The sequence below is a fragment of the Psychromonas sp. KJ10-10 genome (genome assembly GCF_047323245.1).
GTDB lineage: Bacteria > Pseudomonadota > Gammaproteobacteria > Enterobacterales > Psychromonadaceae > Psychromonas.
On sequence record NZ_CP178826.1, the window covers coordinates 214,428 to 238,473 of the forward strand.

25 protein-coding genes and 2 pseudogenes are annotated in these 24,046 nt (G+C 38.1%); 9 read left to right on the forward strand and 18 right to left on the reverse strand.

What is annotated here, in order from left to right:
- The first annotated feature begins 480 nt into the window (after nucleotides 1–480).
- From ACLKMH_RS01195 to ACLKMH_RS01210, 4 genes and pseudogenes are all read left to right on the forward strand, one after another.
- Nucleotides 481–672, forward strand: coding sequence for a CsbD family protein (locus ACLKMH_RS01195; protein WP_413700538.1), 192 nt, complete (start codon nucleotides 481–483; stop codon nucleotides 670–672).
- 166 nt (nucleotides 673–838) lie between these two features.
- Nucleotides 839–1,423: pseudogene (locus ACLKMH_RS01200) on the forward strand (YqaA family protein).
- Between the two features lie 192 nt (nucleotides 1,424–1,615).
- Complete coding sequence (locus ACLKMH_RS01205; RefSeq protein ID WP_413700539.1) at nucleotides 1,616–1,966, forward strand: DUF3391 domain-containing protein; 351 nt, start codon at nucleotides 1,616–1,618, stop codon at nucleotides 1,964–1,966.
- 5 nt (nucleotides 1,967–1,971) lie between these two features.
- Nucleotides 1,972–2,871: an HD-GYP domain-containing protein gene (locus ACLKMH_RS01210; protein WP_413700540.1), complete on the forward strand. Its 900-nt coding sequence runs from the start codon at nucleotides 1,972–1,974 to the stop codon at nucleotides 2,869–2,871.
- Between the two features lie 42 nt (nucleotides 2,872–2,913).
- On the opposite strand, the gene ACLKMH_RS01215 is transcribed toward ACLKMH_RS01210, so the two are convergent.
- The 4 genes from ACLKMH_RS01215 to ACLKMH_RS01230 are packed head-to-tail and all read right to left on the reverse strand — an operon-like array spanning nucleotide 2,914 to nucleotide 4,454.
- Nucleotides 2,914–3,306: a hypothetical protein gene (locus tag ACLKMH_RS01215; RefSeq protein ID WP_413700541.1), complete on the reverse strand. Its 393-nt coding sequence runs from the start codon at nucleotides 3,304–3,306 to the stop codon at nucleotides 2,914–2,916.
- A gap of 11 nt (nucleotides 3,307–3,317) precedes the next feature.
- Nucleotides 3,318–3,515 carry a hypothetical protein gene (locus ACLKMH_RS01220; RefSeq protein WP_413700542.1) on the reverse strand — a complete coding sequence of 66 codons (198 nt, stop codon included), beginning with the start codon at nucleotides 3,513–3,515 and terminating at the stop codon, nucleotides 3,318–3,320.
- Between the two features lie 46 nt (nucleotides 3,516–3,561).
- Nucleotides 3,562–3,996: a hypothetical protein gene (locus ACLKMH_RS01225; RefSeq protein WP_413700543.1), complete on the reverse strand. Its 435-nt coding sequence runs from the start codon at nucleotides 3,994–3,996 to the stop codon at nucleotides 3,562–3,564.
- A gap of 35 nt (nucleotides 3,997–4,031) precedes the next feature.
- Nucleotides 4,032–4,454: a PAS domain-containing protein gene (locus ACLKMH_RS01230; RefSeq protein ID WP_413700544.1), complete on the reverse strand. Its 423-nt coding sequence runs from the start codon at nucleotides 4,452–4,454 to the stop codon at nucleotides 4,032–4,034.
- A 441-nt stretch (nucleotides 4,455–4,895) separates the two neighbouring features.
- Between ACLKMH_RS01230 and ACLKMH_RS01235 the strand changes: the two genes are divergently transcribed.
- Together ACLKMH_RS01235 and ACLKMH_RS01240 are read left to right on the forward strand one after the other, a co-directional pair.
- Nucleotides 4,896–5,603, forward strand: coding sequence for a hypothetical protein (locus ACLKMH_RS01235; RefSeq protein WP_413700545.1), 708 nt, complete (start codon nucleotides 4,896–4,898; stop codon nucleotides 5,601–5,603).
- Nucleotides 5,600–6,613: a GGDEF domain-containing protein gene (locus ACLKMH_RS01240; RefSeq protein ID WP_413700546.1), complete on the forward strand. Its 1,014-nt coding sequence runs from the start codon at nucleotides 5,600–5,602 to the stop codon at nucleotides 6,611–6,613. The genes ACLKMH_RS01235 and ACLKMH_RS01240 overlap by 4 nt, the downstream gene beginning before the upstream one ends.
- 405 nt (nucleotides 6,614–7,018) lie before the next feature.
- Here ACLKMH_RS01240 and ACLKMH_RS01245 read toward each other — a convergent pair whose 3' ends face one another.
- From ACLKMH_RS01245 to ACLKMH_RS01300, 12 genes and pseudogenes are all read right to left on the reverse strand, one after another.
- A complete protein-coding gene (locus ACLKMH_RS01245; RefSeq protein ID WP_413700547.1) occupies nucleotides 7,019–8,014 on the reverse strand; it encodes a CobW family GTP-binding protein in 996 nt (331 codons plus the stop codon).
- Nucleotides 8,015–8,400: 386 nt separating this feature from the next.
- A complete protein-coding gene (locus ACLKMH_RS01250) occupies nucleotides 8,401–9,018 on the reverse strand; it encodes a 2OG-Fe(II) oxygenase family protein (protein ID WP_413700548.1) in 618 nt (205 codons plus the stop codon).
- A 56-nt stretch (nucleotides 9,019–9,074) separates the two neighbouring features.
- On the reverse strand, nucleotides 9,075–9,413 hold the full coding sequence (locus ACLKMH_RS01255) for a 2-oxoglutarate and iron-dependent oxygenase domain-containing protein (protein WP_413700549.1): 339 nt from the start codon (nucleotides 9,411–9,413) through the stop codon (nucleotides 9,075–9,077).
- 145 nt (nucleotides 9,414–9,558) lie between these two features.
- Nucleotides 9,559–10,035, reverse strand: coding sequence for a nucleoside deaminase (locus ACLKMH_RS01260; RefSeq protein WP_413700550.1), 477 nt, complete (start codon nucleotides 10,033–10,035; stop codon nucleotides 9,559–9,561).
- Between the two features lie 27 nt (nucleotides 10,036–10,062).
- On the reverse strand, nucleotides 10,063–10,854 hold the full coding sequence (locus ACLKMH_RS01265; protein WP_413700551.1) for an ABC transporter permease: 792 nt from the start codon (nucleotides 10,852–10,854) through the stop codon (nucleotides 10,063–10,065).
- A complete protein-coding gene (locus tag ACLKMH_RS01270) occupies nucleotides 10,832–11,617 on the reverse strand; it encodes an ABC transporter ATP-binding protein (RefSeq protein ID WP_413700552.1) in 786 nt (261 codons plus the stop codon). Before ACLKMH_RS01270 ends, ACLKMH_RS01265 begins: the two co-directional genes overlap by 23 nt.
- A 4-nt stretch (nucleotides 11,618–11,621) precedes the next feature.
- Nucleotides 11,622–12,629, reverse strand: coding sequence for an ABC transporter substrate-binding protein (locus ACLKMH_RS01275; protein WP_413700553.1), 1,008 nt, complete (start codon nucleotides 12,627–12,629; stop codon nucleotides 11,622–11,624).
- Between the two features lie 221 nt (nucleotides 12,630–12,850).
- On the reverse strand, nucleotides 12,851–13,729 hold the full coding sequence (gene eutC, locus ACLKMH_RS01280; protein WP_413700554.1) for an ethanolamine ammonia-lyase subunit EutC: 879 nt from the start codon (nucleotides 13,727–13,729) through the stop codon (nucleotides 12,851–12,853).
- Between the two features lie 2 nt (nucleotides 13,730–13,731).
- Nucleotides 13,732–15,132: an ethanolamine ammonia-lyase subunit EutB gene (locus tag ACLKMH_RS01285; protein ID WP_413700555.1), complete on the reverse strand. Its 1,401-nt coding sequence runs from the start codon at nucleotides 15,130–15,132 to the stop codon at nucleotides 13,732–13,734.
- A gap of 71 nt (nucleotides 15,133–15,203) precedes the next feature.
- A complete protein-coding gene (locus ACLKMH_RS01290; protein ID WP_413700556.1) occupies nucleotides 15,204–16,244 on the reverse strand; it encodes a TRAP transporter substrate-binding protein in 1,041 nt (346 codons plus the stop codon).
- A gap of 90 nt (nucleotides 16,245–16,334) precedes the next feature.
- Nucleotides 16,335–17,653, reverse strand: a pseudogene (locus ACLKMH_RS01295) (TRAP transporter large permease).
- Nucleotides 17,650–18,159 carry a TRAP transporter small permease subunit gene (locus tag ACLKMH_RS01300; RefSeq protein ID WP_413700557.1) on the reverse strand — a complete coding sequence of 170 codons (510 nt, stop codon included), beginning with the start codon at nucleotides 18,157–18,159 and terminating at the stop codon, nucleotides 17,650–17,652. Before ACLKMH_RS01300 ends, ACLKMH_RS01295 begins: the two are co-directional and overlap by 4 nt.
- 184 nt (nucleotides 18,160–18,343) lie before the next feature.
- On the opposite strand from ACLKMH_RS01300, the gene ACLKMH_RS01305 reads away from it, so the two are divergent.
- Entirely contained in the window at nucleotides 18,344–19,117 is a 774-nt protein-coding gene (locus tag ACLKMH_RS01305; RefSeq protein ID WP_413700558.1) for a hypothetical protein, read from the forward strand.
- A complete protein-coding gene (locus tag ACLKMH_RS01310; RefSeq protein WP_413700559.1) occupies nucleotides 19,092–19,322 on the forward strand; it encodes a helix-turn-helix domain-containing protein in 231 nt (76 codons plus the stop codon). The genes ACLKMH_RS01305 and ACLKMH_RS01310 overlap by 26 nt, the downstream gene beginning before the upstream one ends.
- On the opposite strand, the gene ACLKMH_RS01315 is transcribed toward ACLKMH_RS01310, so the two are convergent.
- Nucleotides 19,323–20,093, reverse strand: coding sequence for a class I SAM-dependent methyltransferase (locus ACLKMH_RS01315; protein WP_413700560.1), 771 nt, complete (start codon nucleotides 20,091–20,093; stop codon nucleotides 19,323–19,325). It abuts the gene before it with no gap.
- A gap of 18 nt (nucleotides 20,094–20,111) precedes the next feature.
- Nucleotides 20,112–20,969 carry an SDR family oxidoreductase gene (locus ACLKMH_RS01320; RefSeq protein ID WP_413702226.1) on the reverse strand — a complete coding sequence of 286 codons (858 nt, stop codon included), beginning with the start codon at nucleotides 20,967–20,969 and terminating at the stop codon, nucleotides 20,112–20,114.
- A 524-nt stretch (nucleotides 20,970–21,493) separates the two neighbouring features.
- On the opposite strand from ACLKMH_RS01320, the gene ACLKMH_RS01325 reads away from it, so the two are divergent.
- Nucleotides 21,494–23,989, forward strand: coding sequence for a LuxR C-terminal-related transcriptional regulator (locus ACLKMH_RS01325; protein ID WP_413700561.1), 2,496 nt, complete (start codon nucleotides 21,494–21,496; stop codon nucleotides 23,987–23,989).
- The last annotated feature ends 57 nt before the right edge of the window (nucleotides 23,990–24,046 follow it).

Sequence of the window (24,046 nt, forward strand, 5' to 3'; positions counted from 1 at the left end):
CCTATTTATGAAGTACATCCGTGTACTTCATCGCTACGCGACTAGCTAAAGCTATGCAAATATGTTCCAGACATATTTGTCATCGTTGGAAAATGCTCACAAATTCATCGGGAATGAATTTGAACATCCGAAGGATGGCCCGAAGGGCGGAGTACAGGACGTACGCAGTCTTTAAACCACTAAACTGCGCTTTTCCGCCTTGAACCAAGCATAAATAGCTTAGCCTTGAGCATTTACACCCTAAATTTACTAAAAATTTCTTTATTTTGAAGGGATGGTGAGTAGTTACAAAAAATAATCACAGTACAAGCCATGAAATATTAACAAATGTGACTGTAAATATTACAAAGAAGCTTCAGCTTTATCTCTGCAACCTTAGTTTTTAATAATACAATCAAACACTTAAAAATTGGTATGGAACTTGTTTATAGTATAGATGAGTTAGTTTTATTAAATCCCTTTCATCTAAGGAGTTACTATATGAATAACGACATTATCGTAGGCAATTGGAAACAAGTTTCAGGTACATTTAAAGCAAGTTGGGGGAAATTAACTGAAAATGATTTGCAAGAAATTAATGGTAACCTAGAAAAATTCCAAGGCAAAATGCAAGAGAAGTACGGAATGACTAAAGATGAAGCTAAACAAGAGTTTGAGAAATTGTATTATTAAGGCTAAAACAGTTTAACCGCTGGCAATATCAGGCGTAGTAACTATTGCTAGTCACTTCAATATTCCTTGCACATCAATTTACTAAGTTAAGCCATGCAAAACTACTTTATTTAAGCTAACTAATTATATTAGTTAGCTTAAATATAAGCCTTCAAAGAGACGTTATATGCCACTCCAACAAAAGATGAAACAAAAAACACGTCAGTTTATCGATTCAAAGCATATGCTAAGTGGCATTACGATAGCTTCTTTTTGGAGTCCACCATTGTGCCAATCCCCTTAGAGGCAGTATTAGTGCCGTTAATGCAGGCTCGTCGTGAAAAGCTATGGCTAATTGCATTAATGGCAACCTTGGGCTGTATTATGGGCGCTTTGTTTGGTTATGCCCTTGGGTATTATTTATTTGATGTTGTTGGTGATTGGATCATCGAGACATTTTCAAACCCCACACAATTTGAAAACGTCAGAAAAAGTATGCAAAAACAAGGATTCTGGTTTGTTATTACATTAGGCATCATTCCTGTCCCTTTCCAAATTGCAATGCTGGCAGACTGGTGCAACAAAATATTCACTCACTTTATTCTTAATTGCTTCAGCAATTGCAAGATCTATTCGCTACTTTGGTTTAGCGGTCATTGTATATTATGCCGGCAACAAGGCAGAACACATTATTAATAAACACAAAAAGAAGACAATGATTAGCTTAACTATTTTAATACTTGGAGCATGGGGGCTGAGCACTGTGTTATAAGGCGATAAAAGTCCAACTCCAATATTCATCAAACAGCCTCCACATAATATTTGGATAATTCAGGCCTTCTAAATGCAAACTTTTTTATAGGCTAACGCTTTAGTTATTCTTCATAACTGAGTATTATCATTTATTTTGCCTTTTTTCCTATACTGGTGATTAACATTATTTAAACGGGATCAATGACTAACGATGAATAAAATAAAGTTATCAGTTAAACGATTAACAACTGGGTTGCATGTTCAGTTACCCTGTCATTGGTCTAAACATCCCTTTCTAATGAATAGTTTCAAAATCCAAAGCGACACACAAATCAAAGCCATTCAAAAAATAGATCTGCCATACGTTTTTTTAGTTCCCGATAAAAGTGATAATCCACCATTGCCAGTTTCTGAGGAGCCTAGTGAAGAAGTAGAAAAAACAAACAGTGATGAAGAAAATGAAATTAAACAGCTATGGCTCAGAAAAGAACAAAAAATTGAGGAACAAAAGAATTACCTGCGCACATTAAAAAATGTGAAAGCCAGTTTACTCAGTGCCTGAGTATAGTGCGCTCTATTAACTTAAAAGTAGGTAATCAAACACAACGAGCGATCAATGACGCCCATGAATTAGTTAAAAGACTCATTGATAGCTTAACCGCTAATGATGATACGATCCTGCACCTAATGGAAGAAGGAAAGGCTGGCGATAGATATTTCAACCATGCGTTAAATACAACTGTGTTATCTATGCTATTAGGTAATGCAATGGAACTATCAGAGCAAGAATTGTTACACCTTGGTTTAGGAGCTATTTTCCACGACTTGGGAAAAAATAAGATCCCAACACAAATTATAAATAATAATCCCAATATTAGTAACGCAGAACAAAACTACTTTAAATTACATGTTCGTTATGGTAAGGAACAAATAAATAATTTTCCTAATTTCCCATCTTCATCATTAAAAATTATTTCACAGCATCATGAATATTTAGATGGTAGTGGTTATCCTGACAAATTAAGTGGGGATCAAATTAGCAAATTAACACAGATTTTTAGCGTTGCTAATGAATATGACAATATGTGTAACCCTGCTGGCCAGCATAAACAAAGCACACCTTACCATACTCTTTCTCAGCTCTATAAACATCGCAATAAGCAATTGAATAAATCGGTTGTCGGTTTGTTAATTAAAGAGTTAGGAGTTTATCCACCTGGTTGCGTGGTGTTACTTTCTAATGACAAATTTGCTCTAGTCATGAGTGTGATAAAAAGTAATTTATTACAGCCCAAAGTATTAATTTATGATGCAAATATACCTCGTCATGAGGCGCCTATTATTTCTCTTAATGAAAAAGGCCTTTCAATCATTCGTGTAATTTCACCATTAAAGTTACCAGCAGGTGTTAAAGAATACCTAAACCTTCGCTCGCGAGTAAATTACTTCTTTGAGCTTAATGATTAGAAAGCCAGTATATTTTGTTTACTGGCTTTCTATTTACAAATTTTATGACTGACTAAACTGTGTTACCAAGCGCTGTAAACTTTCCAAGTTATTAACAATTTCTTTGGTTCTTTCTAATGAGTTAATTGATAAAGTTCTATTTGCATTATTGGCTTCTTTCATCCGATCTACGTGATCACTCATCGCTCTCGTTACTTGTACTTGCTCTGTGATCGCCTCTAAGGTTTCTGCACTTTGAGTACCAATGTTTGTTAAGTCACTAACAATCGTTTGAAAGGCTTCTTTTCCTTCTTCCGACTTGCCCATGCTTATCTTAGAAGACTCAATTCCTTTCTCAATTATCGAACCTGTTTTATTAACCGTGACCTGTAATGCTTCAATATTAGAACGAATATCCTCCACCGAAGAACTGGTTTTTCCGGATAATGAGCGCACTTCATCGGCGACTACGGCGAACCCTCGACCATGTTTTCCTGCTCTAGCCGCTTCAATGGCAAGCGATTCAAAGCAAGTAAATTGGTTTGATCAGCAATACCTTGGATAAGAGTCAGGATTGATTTGATACCATCCACATCGGAATATAATTCTCTTAAGGCAATCTTAGATTCTTCTAACTGTTGGCTAAGTACTTGAACAGCTTTCACGGATTCTTCAACTGTTTCTACAGCGATGCTTGCTGTATTTTTGCTGTTAGCAACGAAATTCTGAACTGTGTTTTGCCTGTTGCACAACTTCATTAATAGAAGAAAGCATCTGTTCTGCCGATGCGTCCATCGCATCAATCGCCACATCTTGATCATGCAATTGTAAGTCTATCTGCTGGCTATTAACAAACTCTTCATTAGCCGCAACAATAATCATATCTGAGGTTTCACCTGCTCTTGCTGTTACTGCTCTAAGCTCGGCGCGTTTCATGATCATTGCCAACTCAATTTTTGACAAATCATCACAATGTCCCGTATAGGGTTTTTCCATTAACTTATTATCATAATGTTGCATGGCCATTTTATTAACCGAAGCAAGTCTGCTTTTAATTTTGAATACAGCAAATAGCTGTACTAAAAGACATAAAAGTAATACTCCCTGTAATACTAATGAAGGCATTAGCACTGATAATAAAAGCACAACTACCTGTATTGCCATCAGCATGATAATAAGATTCAGCCATTGTAATCGGTGAGTTGAAACCTCCCCTTTTTCAATCCCTTGTAGAGAGAACTAGCACGAGAAATTTGCTCATCATCGGGTTGGGTACGCACCGATTGATATTCATGGATTTTGCCATCTTTACCAATGATAGGAGTCACAAATGCAGAAACCCAGTAATGCCCTGAGCCTTTACAGCTATTTTTGACTATCCCCATCCAGCTTTTTCCTGATTGGATATAACTCCATAATTGTTCAAAAGCGGCTTTAGGCATATCGTCATGACGAATAGCATTATGGGGCTTATTTAACAGCTCACTTTCTTCGTAACCTGCCACTTGACAAAAATCTTCATTACAATAGGTAATATGACTATCTTCTGTTGTCGTTGAAATTAAATTGTCATTCTGTGAATATTTTACTCTTTCATCTGCCATTCTATTCCAATCCCTAGTTACGAAAGTCCATTAGTAAACGATTATAAAAACAATTATTTTCAATGTGTTATAAAGTTTAAACTTAGATTTATATTGCATTAACACCGAAATATCCCCTGGGTTTTATAGCAAATTCTAAGGGATACGTGTTTCCATTGAGTTGATCGCTTTATTACTGATAATAATTACACAGAGTAACCCGCTAAAATAATTCTAGGCAAAAAACCAAAAGGATCAATCTTATAATATTATTTTTTCAGTCTTTTATTGATCTGCAGTATGCTTTTTATAAAATCTTAATATATGTTAAGTGCATATAATTCATTTTGAACCATACTTTATACCAGTTACCAATCGAGATGCTTTATTCAGACGCTAGCTCGGAAAGCAAGGCGCAACATGAGTGCGTACTTATTAGCATTTATAGCTAGGGGTATAGCAGTGAAAAAATTAAAAAAACAAAGCATATTAACCTTCTTTTCTACTACGACAGGATTATTATTTATCGTGGTATTGGTTTTTAATTCCCTTGCGATCCAACACTTGATCTTTTCTTTTAACAGCATAAAAGCTAACCAAAACGTATTTTCAAACATACACAATATTTTCACTATCATTGAAAGCAATGGCTATGAGAGAGGCAGAGTAAATGTCATTTTGAATTATCAAGGGCAATTGGATGAGATGCATGAATTTCGTGAATTTGTTAATAAACACCGGCACATAGGCAATAACTCTTTACAGGAAATGTTTTCTACTCTGCCGGACTCTGGACTTAAATACGATATCGAGACTTTCAAAGAACTCAGCGCTTCTTGGTTATTAACAAAAAGCCTTCAAAATGAATATTTATCGCAATTAGACTTACCCTTTACAGAGCGTGATTTAACGGTGGACGATAAATGGTTTAATCACATGTCAAAGCAAATCGAGACATTAAGTACACTAACCTATTCACTTATTGAGAAGAATTCAGTAGATCCTACATTGGCCCTCTATGCAAAAATGATTTATCAGTTAACCATGCTAAGAAATCATACTGGGCCCGTTGTTTCCTATTTAAAAGCGATGACTTTTAACCGCAACAGTTTAACAACGCAAAGAATAGAAGAATTAAAGTATAAAAAAACATTGTTAGAAACCAGATGAATCGTTTAGAGATTGTTAGCGGGGAGGTATTGGATAGTGAAATACTTAATAAAATACATTATTTCGATAGCTATTATCAAAACCAAGTCATTATTACGGCGGACTATATTACTCACAATGATGAAATCGAGTTTAACTCGCCTGTAGATTTTCTTTCTTATCTAGAAAATGGCATTAATGCTCTTGAGCAACTCAACACAATCACTAACGATATTGTCACTCACACCGCGTCAATACTTGAAAGTAAATACCAAGAGGCTTTAATTAAGTTAGTCGCCTCGATTTTATTATCACTGTTAATTTTTATTATTTTATTTATCAATATATTTCGCATTTATAAATTGGTTTATCGCAGAGTTATTGTCGCAGGTAAATTAATGCATGAGCTTTCCATGAATAATACTGATATTACTATTCCCGAACCGCTTATTGACGATGAAATTGGAGGGCTAGAGTCAGGCTTAATTCAATTCAAAAAGAATATATTAAAATTGAATAACCTTAATATGAAGTTTGAAGCCCTTGCGCATCAAGATTCATTAACGAATTTATTAAATCACGAAAGCGTCCTTGAACAATTAGAAAAAGTACATCGCGAAGCTTTGCGCTATCAACACACCTATTGTGCAGTTATGGTGGATATTGATTGGTTTAAACAGGTCAATGATTCCTATGGTCATCAAATTGGCGATGAAGTCCTACAAACATTTGCCAACCTATTAAATAAACACATACGAGAAACTGATTTATTAGGAAGGTATGGAGGAGAGGAGTTTCTAATTATATTTTCACATACGAGTGAAAAGCTCGCTTTAAAAATCACCCAAAAAATTAAGCATGAAATATCAGACACCCTGTTTTCATCTGAGAAAATAAATATTACAGCCAGTTTTGGTATCGCTGAACTAAGAAAAGATTGTGACGCTAAAGAAATTATCAGACTAGCAGATAATGCACTATATGAAGCTAAAAACGCAGGCAGAAATAGAATAATTTACGATCCTAAATAATATGTATAGAGACTATAGCCGTTTCCATTCGAGACTGAAGATGAAGCTCTAGCTAACCTCAGCTCTGGATAATGGAAGCGAAATAACATTAAACTTAAATAGCTTAAAAAATATATAATACAGTGCTGTTAGTTTTGCGTAGTTCAAGGCGAATTATCGAAGCAATAACGGGTTATTGGGAGATGATTTAACGTAGAAATACGCGTAAATAACGGTACTGTATCGTTTTGCTTATCCAGAACTGAGGTTAAATAGTTCAATCATTACTTTCTAACAGCAAAGATGCTTGTTTCAAAAATGAGCGATAAAGCTAAAACTAATTAGCAAACAAAAGTTAATTATAAAAACTTATCAAAGCATATCCGTTAATAATCTAACGAATTAGATTATTAACAAATGATGACATTACTTTAGGCAACTTAATAATTGTTCTTCAAATGTTTCATCAACAACTTCGGAAATCAGCTCTATTCGACTTTCGGCGCATTCATCTAATTCCACTTCACTTAAACCATCTGAGGTAAGGTTATAACCAAAAATGCCCGTATCAGTAATAATAACGGCTTTCATGCGTTCCACTTTTAATTCGAGCAACAGTACAATTAACTTCTGACGATCAAAGACTTTTTCGGGAGCAAAACGCCAGCCTACACTATGGAAGTCTTCTCCATTATTTATGGCTTTAAGCATGCCACTTTCAGGTAATGGAGCTTGTGAAGCAAGTGGCTTACTGTGCGAATGATGGTGGTGATGTGGTGGGTATTCATTGAAATGAGTATCACCGTCTAATTCAAGAGAGGAGATAACACCGAACTCTGCAAATATCACTTTAGTATTAGCATGGGCAACTTTCTTAACATACGTTTTTAAGCTTTCCTCATCACCAGCTTGATAAAGGTCACGCTTATTTCCAACCACAGTATCGGCAATCATAATCTGTTGATTAAAGGTTTCGTGATCGGTATAGCGAGTATCCGATAATTTACGCGCATCCACTAAGGTAATATTTTTTTGTAAGCGTAACACTTTACGATAGTGCTCAGTGGACAATACTTGTAAGACTTCCTTTGGATGGCCAAGGCCAGTTGGTTCAATCAGTAGACGATCAGGCTTAGCTTTTTGCAACAACTGATTAAGTGCAATCTGCATTGGCAAACCGGCAAGACAGCACATGCGACCACCAGGCACTTCTCGAATAAACACTTGTTGCTCACTCTGCTGGCCTTGCACTAAGCTACCATCAACACCTATTTCACCAAATTCATTAACTAAGACAGCCCAACGTTCATTTTTAGGCTTATTTTTAAGAAGACTTAAAATAGCCGACGTTTTACCAACGCCTAGAAACCCTGTGATGATATTAGTAGGTACACCTAAAATAGGCTCATTATTAGAGCTCATTACTAATTCTCCTATCGCCCTAGAAAAGCATATGATTTGTTAATTTATTAATTACGCTAAGTACTCTAGAAATACGAAATAGAACCTAAATCCAAAACAACATTAGCTTAAATAAGAATTTAAACACATTATCGTTATGTTATAACATAATGCAAGGAAGCCCAATATTAAATATTTTTTATTGGAAAAGAACAAGTTGGAAAAATGGCTTAATTATTAGACGGCCAATAGTATTCGTTCTAAGGAAGTCTCAGCAAATAAATAAGTAAAATAGACCTTTTTATTTATAGGCTATGCATAAAATCCAAGGTAACGCTCCCTGCATATAGATAAGAATTATTTAGTGATATGAAATAACAAATAATAGCCAAATAGACCTACTTAATCTAACTTTCTTTATCAACAAAGTTTGCCTGAATACGCTGAGTTAAAAAATCCGCGACGGAAATTGGCTGATATTTTTTTTGAGGGCCTTGAATAATTTGGGTTTTATTCGCTTGGCAAAAGAAAGCAATGGAGTGTCGACTACCACAATATTCATCGATCCTAGGTTGTCGAACTCGGTGTAAATTTGATTTTAACTGATCATCACTCCAACGCATTAGCATATCGCCGATATTACAGGTAATGACATTAGCGAGCGGAGGAATATTTGTCCAACGCTGACTCGTCGCCTCCTCACCAGGGCACACTTGCAAACCACCATGCCCTTCATGTTGAAACAGCAAAGTAAGGCAATCAAAATCAGTATGTGCTCCAGCTCGCCAAATATCACCCTGCTTTTCGACACCCTCTGTAGCAAAATAATGTAATAGCCTTAAGGTACTTTGATAATCACTTTGTTTGGGGTCGTGGGCTTCGCGGAAGAAGTTTTGCTCGAACCCTAACTTGTCAGCAAAACAAGATAAAACCTTCATGCCAACTTCCCAACACTGCTGTTCGAAAGCTAAGGTATTTTTTTCAAATTCTGGTAACTCTTGTTCACTTGGCCATAAGTTATCCATGTGATACTGAGTAATTTGGTAGGATTCTTTTTGATCTTTTGTTCCTGTGGAAGGTCTTATCTGACTACGACTTTCCCAACCAGCATTAACACCTTTCGGCCTAATATATTTGGCCTTAGTCGATTCTGGGAGTTTAAAAAAACGATCTGACTCTGCAAAAGCAAGCAGCCTATATCTTTACTATCAATGCCATGGTTTGAAAGCTGAAAAAAACCTATCTCAGTTGCGACTTCCCAAAGTTGTTGTGTAATTTCTTGACGACGATTATCAAAATCACTTAAATCAATAATGCGAATTTCTCTATCGTTGGTCTCTTCGCCAGCTCCTCCGAAGGTGGACTCTCTTTGTAGTTCTTCTAATTGATAAGATTTTTGCATCATAAATTCCTCTTCCATTATTTCTTATGCGAAGCTAATAGCCCTGCTAGAAAATAGTTTAATGAAAAAGGAGCAATGACCTGGGGATACCTGACTGCTTCTACTCCTTTCGGTTTTTACACCTTTTTCTATGTTTCACTTTCCACTTTTTGACAGTTAAAGTTTACCAAACTCCTTCTTGTATTTTAGCGGCTTCATCCTCAAGACAAGGCCCAATCACTTCAACTTTGCGTTGTCCTGCTTCAAATACCATTCGACAGGGTAAATCAAGTGTTGGATTTTCTGGATGATTACCAGTGATCTCTTTAAGTCGCGCTTCACTAAGACCATAAACGACACGCCCGATTCCAGCCCAATAGGCTGATCCTGCACACATTGCACAGGGTTCAGCAGAAACATACATAGTACATTTATTTAAAAAATCAGGTCGGTATGCTTTGCTCGCACGAGTCATCAAATTACGCTCAGCATGCCCTGTCATATCAAGATCTGGTAAATAACCATTGATTTCCGACATAAGCACTTCACCCTTTTCATCCACTAAAATAGCCGAAAATGGATGAATCCCTTTACTTTTTGCTTCATCAGCTAATGCAAAAGCTTTGCGAAGAAATCCTGTATCTTTTTCATTTAATTTCATTAATTTCTCTCTTAGCGTATCGATAAATTATTTATTCTTAGGAAGGCTCCAAGGGAATAACCACATTTGTATCCATTGCACCGACTTAAATAATAAAAGACTGATAATGGATAAAAATATTAATCCGGCAAAGGCCTGGGGAATTTTAAAGAAAGAGGTGGAAAACTGTATAAAGTAACCAAGCCCCTGCTCAGCGACAACAAACTCAGCAACCACAGCACCAATAATAGCCAAGGTAATAGAAACACGTAGACCACTGAATATATGCGGGATTGCATAGGGAATTCGGATCTGCCAAGTTTCTCGATAACGAGGTGCACGCAAAGACTGGCTAAGCTCGATCATTTCCGGTGGCGTTTCTAACATCCCCGTCGTAGTTGAGACTACTAAGGGAAAGAAGGTGATCAAACAGGTGATTAATACACGTGAAGGATCATCAGTGCCTAATATAACAATAATTAACGGTGCGACCGCTACTACTGGTGTAGACTGAATAACAATTAAGGCAGGGTAAAGAACGCGGCTCATTAATTTCGAACGCATCATCGCAATTGATAACGGTAGAGCGATCAAAATAGATAATACAAAGCCCATTAATGCCACACGTAAGGTTGCCCATAAATGTGTCATCCAACGTGAAAATTCAACATCAAAAAATGCTGTCACTATTGCACTAGGCGCAGGTAAAATATAATTAGGCACCTTTGCAACTTTACATATCAACTCCCACAGAATCACTAAGCTAACAAAGAACAAAGCTGGCGCGAAGCGATCTAGTTGCTGTATTACTTTAGATTTAAGCGGGTACGTTTGGTTCATAAATATATCCTCGTATTAAATCAGTAAGCTCAGCAAACCGTGGGGAATTAATGGTTTTAGATGAACGCGGTCGAGGTAAATCAACGTCAATAAGATCTAATACCGTACCGGGGCGTTTACTCATCACCAATATACGATCCGATAAAAGCACTGCTTCGCTTATTGAATGAGTAATAAACAACACCGTTTTAGGGTTCTTTTTCCAAATATCTAATAAATCAAAACCAATCTGCTCTCGCGTTAAAGCGTCTAATGCAGAGAATGGTTCATCCATTAATAGAATATCTGGGTTTAATAACAAAGCACGAACAATACCGACACGTTGTTGCATACCACCAGAAAGCTCATCGGGCATTTTGTCTGCAAACTGCGTTAGCCCAGCCATTTCAAGTAATTCATTGGCACGCTCCTCGTCATTACTAGAATAAAATCCGTATTTATGTTTTAGAGGAAATAAAACATTTTTACGTACATTTAACCAAGGTAATAGGTTAGCTTTTTGAAAAACAATACCAACATCGTCACGTGGCTCTGTTACTTGCTTATTAAAGACAGACACCTCACCAGCGCAGGGAATTAATAACCCTGCCACCATTCTTAATAAGGTCGACTTCCCACAACCAGAAGGCCCAACAACTGCAACAAATTGATGACGATAAATATCAAGGTCAATCCCTTCAACCACCATCGGCGCATCAGGGTTTGGGTCAAATTTATGACCCACTCCCTGCATAGTTACAAATGAGTTTTTCTTATCAGACATAGCATTACTCCGCTACGAAACTTGTATCTATCACTGTCGAAGGATCTAATGCATCAACCGATAAGCCATTTGCTTCAGCAACATATTCCCATGTTTGTTGGATACGCTCAGGCGTGAACCGACCAAAACCATCTTTAGTTGTTACATCATTAAACACTAAGTTAGTGATACTTTTAATTTGTGCGGAAACAATTTCAGCGTCAACTTCAGGTACCATAGTATGCAAATCATCACCTGCTTTATCAGGGTTTTCATAGGTAAATTTAATCGCCTTAGCAAAAGCTTTCATAAAGCGCTTAGCAACTTCAGGGCGTTCCTCTAAAAACTTTTCAGAGGCTAATAAAGATGAGCTATAAAGTGATAAACCAGAGTCAGACCAAGGCACTTCAACCACTTCTTTGCCAGCACTTGACGCTTGGCTTTTGAATAATGCAGTATTTGTTACCCAGGCAATAATGGCATCGGTATTACCAGTAATCATCATTGGAGAAAGCGCGCCAGGGTCGGCTTTAACTAACTGGATATCAGCTTCGCTTAAACCATTTTCTTTAAGCACTAAAGGTAAGAAAGCATTTGAAGAGGTAAAAGGAGACGTTGCGACTTTTTTACCCTTTAAATCTTTAATTGATGTAATGCCACTGCTTTTTAAAAAGAAAAATGCGTGCGGAGCTTGTGTAAAATATGGGTGTACCGCAACGACTTTGACATCATCCTGTGCTCTTGCCGCCATTAATGCGCCAATATCTGCAGAACCGATATCTGCTTGTCCCGTTGCAATTTTTGTTAATGCATCTGTTGATCCTCGGCCACTTGCAATTTTGACATCCAAATCTACTTCTTCAAAGAAACCCTGCTGAATACCCACATACACAGGTGCTTTATCACCACCCGGTAACCAATCTAGTTGATAAGTCACCTTATCTGCGACCATGGCAGTAGTACTACCAATGATACTAGCGAATAGACTTAATCTAAGTGTTTTCTTTATCGTATTTTTTATGTCCATTTTCATTTTTGCACTCCAAATATTACAAGGTTAAGAATCAATCGTTTCACCATATAAATTACTGCAACAAACAGACCAACTTAATCACAGAAAAGGATTTTTATAACCTATTGAATAATAGATATATTTTATTTTTTGAAATCTAAACTTCAATTGAATAAGATAAAAGATGGTGCAGAAAAAACATAAATGCACAAAAAAAGAGCAGGTAATTAAAAACTGAGATATTAACTTTTAGGTGGGATAAGGAAATTTTCCGTTGAACTTGCCTGCAATGTTTCAAATTCATCACTGCTACCAGAACGATCCTTAAGTGTAATCCCCGATATTTGTAACTTGATCGCTTCACTAAGAAGATAAAAAGCTTTCTCACTTGCTTCATCATAGCCAAGCCCTTCAGGGCGTATATTGGAAATACAATTTCGGCTTGCATCTTTGGCACCACGTTTCGGGTTCCAAGTCATATAAATGCCCATACTATCGGGAGAAGTTAAGCCAGGACGTTCACCAATGAGTATAAGTGTTACTTTAGCTTTAAGGCATTCTCCAACATCATCACCCGAAGCAACCCTGCCCTGAGTAATAATGGTGAGAGGTGCAATAGACCAATCATAGTTTTTATCACAGGCTAATTTGCCAACTAGCCTTTCGATAACAGGTAAAGCATGTTTTTGGATTGCAGTAGAAGAAAGCCCATCAGCAACCACAATCGCGATATCATATGTTTTACTATTTTCTTCTCTAATATCGATCAGTAACTGCCAACAAGCTTCATTAATCTGACGCCCCAGATCTGGCCTTTGCAAATACATCATTCTATCCGTTGCTTTGCTATTAACCACATTAGGTAAAGCACCAATCGCATTCTGCAGTACTTTTGACTGTGAAAATTCCTGCACCAGTTTTGCCACATCCAAGGCTCTATGCACAGCATCAATCGCACGGGCATGGTCCAGCTGAAAAGAAAGTTGCTGATTAGTAGGAATACTGTTTCCTGAGCGCCCAAGTGCAATACGAGCAGAGGTAAATTGTTTCAGTGCTTGCCATTCATTTTCAGTCACTAAGGGAGATTTATTGAGTGGCGTTTTTTCAGGTGTTTTACTCATTCTCATTCCTTACCTAACACAGCCAATACATCACTAAATGGTTTTGCTAACCCAGGGTTAAGTCGCACCTGAGAAACATCACTAAATATCTGCATTTTAGTTAACCAATCTTCAAACTCAGGTGCAGGTTTCAAACCTAATGCTTTACGAGCATATAATGCATCATGAAATGATGTGGTCTGATAATTAAGCATAATATCGTCGGAGCCAGGAATACCCATAATAAATGAGCAACCAGCAACACCTAATAATGTCAGCAAATTATCCATATCATTTTGATCGGCATAGGCATGATTGGTGTAACAGATATCACAGCCCATCGGTAAGCCAAGTAACTTGCCACAAAAATGGTCTTCCAAACCTGCACGTATAATCTGTTTCCCATCAAACAAGTATTCAGGGCCGATAAACCCTACCACTGTATTAACAAGTAATGGATCAAATTGTCGTGCAACAGCATAGGCTCTAGTCTCACAGGTTTGCTGATCAACTCCAAAATAAGCATCGGCAGATAAAGCGGTTCCCTGCCCTGTCTCAAAGTACATAACATTATTACCTACAGTTCCCCTATTTAGAGAAAGTGCGACTTGTTGTGCTTCTTTTAGTACAGAAAGATTTACACCAAAGCTATCATTAGTACCCTGAGTACCTCCGATAGATTGAAAAACAAGATCAACCGGCGCGCCTTTATCAATCGCCTCAATAGTATTAGTGACATGGGTTAATACACAGGACTGAGTGGGGATTTGATAACGTTGAATCACTTCATCTAACAGTGAGAGTAATTTAATGGTCTGTGGCACATTATCGGTCGCTGGATTAATACCAATAACAGCATCACCATTACCATACATCAATCCATCAAATAAGGTGGCGGCAATACCATTTAAAGAATCGGTTGGATGATTAGGCTGTAAGCGAGTCGAGAGTCTGCTCTCTAAACCAATAGTATTGCGAAATTTTGTTACTACACGGCACTTTTGAGCGACTAAAATAAGATCCTGATTACGCATGATCTTACTTACAGCGGCTACCATTTCAGGGGTTATTCCAGGTCGTAATTTTGCCAAGGTTTCACTGTCAGCGACTTCACTCAGTAACCAGTTACGAAAATCACCAACCGTCATATGAGCAATAATAGCAAAGGCTTTAACTTCATGGGTATCAATAATAAGACGAGTTATTTCATCGGATTCGTAAGGAATGAGCGCCTCATTAAGGAAGGTTTTCAAAGGCAAGTCAGCTAAAGTCATCTGTGCGACAACTCTTTCTTCCGCCGATGTAGCGCCAACGCCAGCTAAGACATCACCCGAACGTTCTGGAGTTGCCTTAGCCATTAATTCGGCTAATGAGTGAAACAGATATACCTTGCCACCCTGTTGCCAGCGGTAGGTTGCAGTCATAGATTTACCTTTAAATATTGTAGCCTGCTTTAATGACTCAGCAGGCATTTATCCAAAAAGAATTGCTATGATTAGCTGTAACGATACGGTCTGCCCGCTTTCTCCATATCCGCATTGTACTTTTTGAAGACTTCAACAATTTTCGCTTTAGTAGGAGACTCTTTAGCAATTTCATCCCAAAACTCACGAGCATCCGCTTCAACCTGCGCCCACTCTTCATCAGGAATAGTAGTGAGTTTCATATCAGGACCTTCTACACGTAGTTTCGCTTCACCACCCCAGTACCACCATTGACGATAGTAATGTGAGGTTTCCATACATAACCCGAGCAATTCTTTAAGGTGCTCTGGTAATTCATTATAGCGATCCATATTAGCAAAGAAGTGACCAATCCAAGCACCAGAAATATTATTTGTTAGGAAGTAATCCGTTACTTTAGACCAACCAACTGTGTAATCTTCAGTGATACCTGACCACGCAATACCATCTAATTCACCAGTTTGAAGCGCAACTTCAACATCTTCCCAAGGAATAGAAACAGGTACTACACCATACTTAGCCATGAAACGGCCTGCCGTTGGGAAGGTAAATACTCTTAATCCTTTTAAGTCTGCTAAACTATTGATAGGTTTTTTAGTGGCAAAATGACATGGATCCCAAGCACCAGCAGAGATATGTTTAATGCCCACTTTCGCATATTCTTCCTTCCAAATTTCATCTAAACCATACTGATTAAATAAAACCGGAACATCTAATGAATAGCGACTACCAAAGGGAAAATAGCCCCCAAATGTGGTTACTTCTGTTGGTGATGCCATCGAGTCATCATCTGACTGAACCGCATCAATGATGCCTTTTTGTAACGCACGGAATAACTCACCAGTTGGGACAAGCTGATCAGCAAAATAAAGCTCAATTTGCATTTCTTCACCAGCAATACGATTAAATGCTTCTATCGCAGGTTTAACAACATGTTCTGCAAGTGCCGCCCCAGCATAGGTTTGCATACGCCATTTAATCTTAGGGTCAGCCGCAAAAGTTTTTGCAGGAGCCAGCACAGTACCAGCGGTCAGCGCAGCGACTGTGGTTAAAAACTTACGTCTTGAGTTCATAGTATTTCTCCTGTTGATAGTTTGCAGACGGACACTAGCCCGTCAAGAGTGCGTGAGTAATTCGTTAAATATAAAATGTTCATAGTGCTATTATCCGTAAACATAATTTGGCAACCACAGCGCGAGATCTGGGAAAACCATAATCAGAATAAGTGCAAGTAACATAATGCCAACAAAGGGACCAATAGAGCCGTAAATATCGCGCAGTGAAATTTCAGGTGGTGCCATTGCGCGCATTAAAAATAGGTTATAACCAAAAGGGGGGTCATATAAGCTATCTGACAGGTAATGGTATAAAGCACACCGTACCAAATTAAATCAAAGCCGAGTGCGTGAACGAGTGGAACAAACAGAGGGGCAACGATAACCAACATGGCAGTATCATCAAGAAAAGTCCCCATTACCAGAAAAGATAACTGCATCAAAATCAGTATCATCCAAGGGCTTAATCCTAACTGTTCAGTAAACAAATCTGCGATAGCTTTTACCGCACCTAATCCATCGAATATTGCGCCAAAGCCTAATGCGGCAAGAATGATCCACATAAACATGCAGGAGATACCTAAGGTATTACGGACAGAACTCTCGAACACAGCTTTGGTCATACGTTTTTTAAAAATAGCGGCCAGCAGAGTCGCCATGGCGCCAATTGCAGAACTTTCTACTAGACTCGTCCAACCATTCACAAAGGGCACCATCATCACCGCAAAAATACCTAAAGGTAGTGCTCCCGCACCAAGTAGACGTAACTTTTCAGCACGAGGAACACTTCGCTCTTCTTTGCTTAATACAGGCCCCATTTCAGGGTTAAGGTGACAACGGATGACAATATAAAGTATAAACATAACCGCCATTATCAACCCAGGAATAACACCTGCTAACCAAAGTTGGCCAACTGGTTGACGAGCAATCATGGCGTATAAAACCAAAACAACGGATGGCGGTACTAAAATCCCTAGTGACGCACCAGCCTGAACCACGCCGGTAACCATTCTCTTGTCATAGCCACGTTTTAACAATTCCGGTAATGCTATCGTGGCACCGATAGCCATACCTGCAACAGAAAGTCCGTTCATAGCTGAAACTAATACCATTAAACCTATGGTACCTATCGCTAAACCGCCTGGCATGGGGCCCATCCAAACATGAAACATTCTATAAAGATCATCGGCAATCTTGGATTCTGAAAGAATGTAGCCCATAAAAATAAACATCGGTAAAGTCAGCATTGGGTACCAATTCATTACCTTCATAGCGACCGTAAAAGGGATTTCTGCTCCGCCATTTCCCCATAACAAAATGGCGGCGATAGACGCGACAGCCCCTATTGCGACAAAGACACGCTGACCTGTTGCCATCAACAATGCCATCGATGCAAACATCACCGTTGCAATCATTCCATAACTCATTTAATTTTTACTCCTCGAATAATCGCAATATCTTTAAACAACTCTGAAATAGCTTGCAGTATCATCATGATAAAACCAGTACACATTACCGCCTTAATCGGCCAGATTAGTGGTCGCCAAGCACTACGGGTTCGCTGTCCATATTCAAGCGAATAAAGCATGCTTTCCAAACCACCATAAAGCAGTACAAACAGGAAAAAAATCAGAAAGAAAACAGTGAAAGCATCCATCCAGGCTCGTTTTTTTACCGTCCAATTACCATAAAAAAGGTCCATACGCACATTTGCCTTTAACTGCATCGCGTATGCGCCACCAAGAATATAATAAGCGACCATAGCAAACTGAGCAGACTCTAAGGTCCACAGTGATGGCATAAAAAAGGTTTTAGAGATAGAAGACCATAACAATACGCCAACCATGATGAAGATTCCGTACATCGCAATACGCCCGATAAAATAATTAAATTTATCGACATACTTGATGTAAGAAATAATAAAACCAGGCATCAGATCTCCTTTTACGAATTGGTGCAATTTTTGCTGTCTTAGATACAGAGGCTATCCTAAATAGGTAGCTATATTTGTACCCAACCAGTATCAAAAATTGGCAATCATAAAAAATACATATATAACAATAAGATAGGGTTATTAAGCACTATATTGGTTCATAGCGCTGAGCAGGAAGGTGAAAATGGATAGACTGACATTAACAACAGACGCACCATCTCTGAGCACAATTCACTCTCATGATGCAAACCATCAGGCGACCAACCTAATCAACTGGCGGCAGGAATTTGATCAACTTAGTCAAGGGCACTTTCTTGGGGTTATCAATGAATTGCATTTTCCACATATCCACACATTTCGTGAAGACACTAGCCTTAGCTTACGCCAACAATGCAAAGTAGAGCATGGCGGACTGTGGATAGGATTCAGCGCAAATAATAAAAGTTGTCGCATTAATAATGAGGAAACCTCCAATCAGCAGTGTTTATGTCGCCCTGGTAGCGAGGATTTTGAATTATTAACCCCTGATAACTTCTCTATTTATGGATTGGTCTTACACCCTAGTTTTTTTACTGAGTTAACAGAGAACAATAAAGAAGAGCTTTATGAAAGTCATCGCAATGCACTTTGGCTAGACAACATTCCAGCCACTGAGTTACAAAAATTTAGACAATACCTTTCTTTATTGTTGCAACCCAAGGGGAATCGCTGGAGTAGTCGCACCCATGAAGCGATTCTGCAAGATGCGACATTGGAACTATTGAGCCAAGCACAACCGGTAGTAGCAACTCATGTTACTTCACCTCAGCGTCAACGTATCATGGGTCGTGTTCAGGAGTATCTCAATGAATCTCGCATGAAGTCGCCTATCACTATGAGTGAAATATGCGCAGACAGTACACGTCAGTCGACGCACTCTGCAATATACCTTTATGCAATGTTATGGCATTTCACCTAAGCAATATATCCAGGTACTACGCCTTAATCAGGTAAGACGTGAATTATTAAATAACCAAGATTCATTAACTATTTCCGAAATAGCATTCAACTATGGCTTTTTCCACCTCAGCCTATTCAGTCAGAATTACAAACGTCTATTTGGTGAAACACCTGGGCAGACACTACAAGATAAAAACAAAACAAAAGCGACGACCATATTATAATCAGTTTTTCCGTGCAGTTATACAATATAACAAAGGCACTTGCTGACCTTTATGTAACATCTGATATCCACAATCTGCTACCAATTGTAAACCATCAAAACACTTATATGGGCTGTAAGGACTTTCACTAAATGTTTCAATTGTTAACCCTACATTAATTAAGGCAGAAACAACCTCACTGATAGAATGTGACCAGGTGACTGTAGTTGAAGTCGCACCATCACAGTTTTCTGTATATGTTCCCTCTGTTTCTATATCGGGTTCAGCCTTTGGAAAATAAGCGTATCCACTGAGTAAATCATTAAAGCTATGGAATTCCACCATATGAAATCGTCCACCTACCTTAAGCGAATCGGCTATCGTCTGAGCCCATTTCGATAAATCGGGTAACCAGCATAGAACACCATAGGAAGTAAATACGATATCAAACTGTCCCTGATTGTTACTCGTAAACTGGCAGACATCACTTTCTATAAAAGTCGCCTCTAAGCCTAATGATGTTTTTAAAGCGTTGGCTTGTTGAATCGCGTTGGAGGACAAATCGACTCCTGTGACTTGCGCTCCCAAGCGTGCCCAAGATAAAGTATCTAAACCAAAATGACATTGTAAATGCAATAAACTTTTACCCTCAACACTGCCAACTAATTTAAGCTCAAGCGGGTTTAAAGAACTATTCCCTTGTTTAAAGGATTCAACGTCATAGAATTTTGAGTCCACATGTACATTAGTTCTTTTGTCCCATGTCGCTTTATTAACCTTTAAATAATCCATATTCTCACCTTTAGATCCTTAATTAGACAGAGTGGCTCTTAGAGCAATCTCTTTAAAGTATGCCTCAAGTGTTCTTGTTCCATAAGTAGGTGCAATCATATTAGTAGCACTCACGGAGAGAAAAAACTCAAGTGCACCTGCATAACGCTCAGGGAATAAAGAGGCAGTTGATATGGCTACTTTTCTCAAACATTCCGGCAAATAAATCACTTTAGCTTGGCGTTTCTGAGCCTCGAAAGCGAGCTCTACAATCTGTGTTACAGATAAAATATCCGGCCCACCTACATCTATTTCATGCTCATTTTTATCTACGGCTTCAAGACAAACATCCGCAAGATCAGCACCATGAATAGGATTTAAGCGAATACTCCCATTACCAAATACATAGGCTCGTCCCGATTGAACCATATCGTAATATTCTTCTAAATCAGAAAAGAAACCATTTGGCCTGATCACACTGGGTGTTAACCTTGTTGATTTAAGCAACTTATTAGCAAAGGCTTCCTTTGCCTTAAGCAATCGCACCTTTTGGAATTTTGGGGCATTAAAGGCAGAAATATAAATAAACTTTTTTACTCCCGCTCGTTCAGCCTCATCAAGTAGATTACAATTAGCCTGATAATCAACATCTATATATTTAAGACCATCTTTTTGGCGGGTAATACCAACACAGGAAATAACCACATCGATATCATCACAACAGCCAAGCAAACTACTCGGGTTAGTTACTTCGGCGACTCGAATATTATTTTCATCAATTCCCATTTCTTTGAGCTTAGTTGTATTTCTTGCCAATGCTATAAAGTCGGTAGATGAGGCATTAAGGGCACTCACTATATGACCACCAAGATAACCAGTTGCTCCTGCAACTAATATTTTTTTGTTTTACTCTGCATTTTTATTCTCCTAAAGCACACATTTAATTTAGGAAACTATACATAAGTGCAATATCACTAAAATCACCACATATGGTGATTTTAGTGATTATCAGCATTAATAATTATCACAAAAACTATTATTAGGTCTTTCCTCACGCCTACAATATTTTTGAAACTTCATTTCCTTGATGTTATGGTTTTTTACTATTGTATAGAGTACTTCTAATAACCTTTGAATCATTCTCAAAATGATATTTAGCCCTATTTCTGGATAATGGAAGCAAAATAAAATTAAGTAACAAGCACTTAAAAAAGATTATACAGTGTTGTTAGTTTTGCCAAGTTCAGCTGAATTATCGTAGCAATAACTGCTTATTGATAGATGGTTTAACGCGTAAATAGCAGTACTGTATCGTTTAGCTTATCCAGAATTGAGGTTATTTACTCTAGGTAAAGTCAATGATATTAAAAACTAAACTATATAAACCAAGACCAACATCCAAGCATATTACAAGGCGTGCATTGCTCGAAAAACTTGAGCAAGCTATTAATACGCGCTTAACGCTCGTTTCTGCGCCCGCTGGTTTTGGTAAGTCGTTGCTGATTGCAAGTTGGGCGTCAAGTTTACAAACACAATGCGCTTGGCTTTCTTTAGATTCAAAGGACAAAAACCAAGATTCTTTTTTAAGCTATCTAGTAGCCGCTATTAGGGAGGCTGATGGTTCGCTTCTCGAGGAAGCATGGAATATAGTTCAGGTGCCCGGTGAAATAAATTCAGAGCACCTAATAACAAGCATCATTAATGAACTAACCTATTATCCAAGCGATATTATTCTGATACTTGATGATTATCACCTAGCAAGTTGCGTAGCAATCGATAAACTGTTGAATAGTTTTGTAGATAACCTGCCAGCAAATGTACATCTGATATTAATCACCAGAGCTGATCCTGCCTTACCATTAGCAAAACTAAGAACTCAGAATGAGCTCATTGAAGTGCGGTCCTCAGAATTGCGTTTTTCCGATGACGAGGCAAACGAATTAATAACACTCAATGCCAATATCCACCTCACTCCTGATAATACTCTGACAGTAAATCAAAAAACGGAAGGTTGGGCAGTAGGACTACAACTTTCAGCACTGGTTTTGAAATCAGCCAATAATATCAATGAAGCACTGACTAAATTTTCTGGCTCTCACAGCTATATTCTTGACTATCTAGCAGAGCAAGTACTTGATCTGATGAAAAATAATATCAAGCATTTTTTACTTGAAACTTTTTTCCTTAAAGAACTATCTGCTGAGGTTTGCGATTATGTATTACAAAGAAAAGACAGTGCAGAGATACTATCTTTTCTTGAAATGAACAATATTTTTATTGTTCCATTAGATGAAAAAAGAGGTTGTTATCGCTATCACCACCTTTTTGCCGATACACTAAGTATCAAATCTAACATAAGCAAACAAAGAGAATTGACACTAAACCAAAGAGCCGCAGTGTGGTTCGCCAAGGAAGATAGACTTGAGGATTCGGTTATTTATGCGCGTGCCTGTGGACAAGATTACTTACTTGAAATAATGGAACAGCAATGGCCTAGCGCAAGAACAAAATCCCACGACTCTTTATTAATAGAATGGCTCAGTGATATCAAAAACACTATGATCCTAAATTGCCCTGTTTTAGCTGGTTATTATGCCCTAGCGCTTTTGCCACATAACCCAGAACAGGGAATGTTTCTGTTAGATGCCACTAGAGATCACTTTGAAAATGCCAACCACCCCTTAACAACACCTGAAAAAACAACTTTAGGCATCGTTAGTATTGGTGAAGCCTATATTTATGTGGCACAGGGGTATAGCGATGAAGTATTAACACGAGTTCGAAGTGCTCTTAATGTACTACCAAGTAGTGAGCAAGTCTGGCGTGGCTCATCTCATGCCTTAGAAGGCATCGCATTATGGCGAAATGGCGATATTCATAATGCAGAAATCAGCCTAAAAGTCGCCGTTGCTAATATGGATAATTCAGATGATATCAGCGCAAAAATAACCAGTCGTTTTTTGCTCGGTGATTACTACTATCAATTCGGTTGGCTCACAAAAGCACGATTAATCGTTGAAAGTGCCGTTAACATTGTTGAGCAGAAAAATGGATATGTAGTCGAAGGGTGTGCCGATGTTTACCTATTATTAGCAGAAATTAAATGTGAACAAGGCGACTATGATAATGCTTTAGACTTGTTAGATTCGGCCCAACAATTTGGTGTGTTAGGGGCAATGAGAGAAACTAAATATCGCTACCCACAACTAGCAGGTCGAGTGGACCTTGCACAAAATAAAACAGAAAGTGCAATGAAATACTTCAGTGACGCCGAGGCAATCTATCAAGAAACACCTAATCCTTGTCATAAACCTCCTGCTTACTGGAAATCAATCTTGATGCTCAATCAAGGCAATACAGAGGTTTTTAGTAAAAGTCCCTACTTAGAGCAACCTTTCCATATTCATTGTTTTTCTTATCTTGGTTATCTGCTTACACTACAAGATACAAACAACAAAATAACTAATATCTTAAGTAACGCAAGTAGCCATGAAAGTAGCCCCAATATTCTATTCACTCAAAAAATGATCCTGGCAATAAAAGCAGATATCGGGGCAGATAAACCAACCGCTAAAAAGATACTTGAACAGATCCTGTTGTTAAAAGCAGAAAATGATAATGCATCTTGGCTGACAGAAATAAAAGCAGTCAATACATTATTGGTCAAATATGACTTGGTGACTAAACAAGCCACTATCGCACCTGCGGCAACACAATTAATAGAAGCTCTAAGTACAAAAGAAAAACAAGTCCTGCAATGGTTAGACACAGAACTTACTGGGCCTCAGATTGCCTCAAAGCTTTTTGTTAGCCTCAATACCTTTAGAACACATACCAAAAATATCTACTCAAAATTGGGGGTAACGAATCGACGCGCCGCTATTAATCAAGCACGGGCCCATCATTTTATTGACTGAATTTAAATAAATCACATCATGTGGTGATGTGGAACTATCGTCCTCTGAGTAATCTAT

Bases quoted from the DNA above. Each gene is read 5' to 3' on its own strand.
- ACLKMH_RS01195 (WP_413700538.1), top strand. From the start codon at position 481: ATGAATAACGACATTATCGTAGGCAATTGGAAACAAGTTTCAGGTACA.
- ACLKMH_RS01205 (WP_413700539.1), top strand. From the start codon at position 1,616: ATGAATAAAATAAAGTTATCAGTTAAACGATTAACAACTGGGTTGCAT.
- ACLKMH_RS01230 (WP_413700544.1), bottom strand. From the start codon at position 4,454: ATGGCAGATGAAAGAGTAAAATATTCACAGAATGACAATTTAATTTCA.
- ACLKMH_RS01240 (WP_413700546.1), top strand. From the start codon at position 5,600: ATGAATCGTTTAGAGATTGTTAGCGGGGAGGTATTGGATAGTGAAATA.
- ACLKMH_RS01245 (WP_413700547.1), bottom strand. From the start codon at position 8,014: ATGAGCTCTAATAATGAGCCTATTTTAGGTGTACCTACTAATATCATC.
- ACLKMH_RS01250 (WP_413700548.1), bottom strand. From the start codon at position 9,018: ATGGATAACTTATGGCCAAGTGAACAAGAGTTACCAGAATTTGAAAAA.
- ACLKMH_RS01255 (WP_413700549.1), bottom strand. From the start codon at position 9,413: ATGGAAGAGGAATTTATGATGCAAAAATCTTATCAATTAGAAGAACTA.
- ACLKMH_RS01260 (WP_413700550.1), bottom strand. From the start codon at position 10,035: ATGAAATTAAATGAAAAAGATACAGGATTTCTTCGCAAAGCTTTTGCA.
- ACLKMH_RS01265 (WP_413700551.1), bottom strand. From the start codon at position 10,854: ATGAACCAAACGTACCCGCTTAAATCTAAAGTAATACAGCAACTAGAT.
- ACLKMH_RS01270 (WP_413700552.1), bottom strand. From the start codon at position 11,617: ATGTCTGATAAGAAAAACTCATTTGTAACTATGCAGGGAGTGGGTCAT.
- ACLKMH_RS01275 (WP_413700553.1), bottom strand. From the start codon at position 12,629: ATGAAAATGGACATAAAAAATACGATAAAGAAAACACTTAGATTAAGT.
- eutC (WP_413700554.1), bottom strand. From the start codon at position 13,729: ATGAGTAAAACACCTGAAAAAACGCCACTCAATAAATCTCCCTTAGTG.
- ACLKMH_RS01285 (WP_413700555.1), bottom strand. From the start codon at position 15,132: ATGACTGCAACCTACCGCTGGCAACAGGGTGGCAAGGTATATCTGTTT.
- ACLKMH_RS01290 (WP_413700556.1), bottom strand. From the start codon at position 16,244: ATGAACTCAAGACGTAAGTTTTTAACCACAGTCGCTGCGCTGACCGCT.
- ACLKMH_RS01300 (WP_413700557.1), bottom strand. From the start codon at position 18,159: ATGCCTGGTTTTATTATTTCTTACATCAAGTATGTCGATAAATTTAAT.
- ACLKMH_RS01305 (WP_413700558.1), top strand. From the start codon at position 18,344: ATGGATAGACTGACATTAACAACAGACGCACCATCTCTGAGCACAATT.
- ACLKMH_RS01310 (WP_413700559.1), top strand. From the start codon at position 19,092: ATGCAATGTTATGGCATTTCACCTAAGCAATATATCCAGGTACTACGC.
- ACLKMH_RS01315 (WP_413700560.1), bottom strand. From the start codon at position 20,093: ATGGATTATTTAAAGGTTAATAAAGCGACATGGGACAAAAGAACTAAT.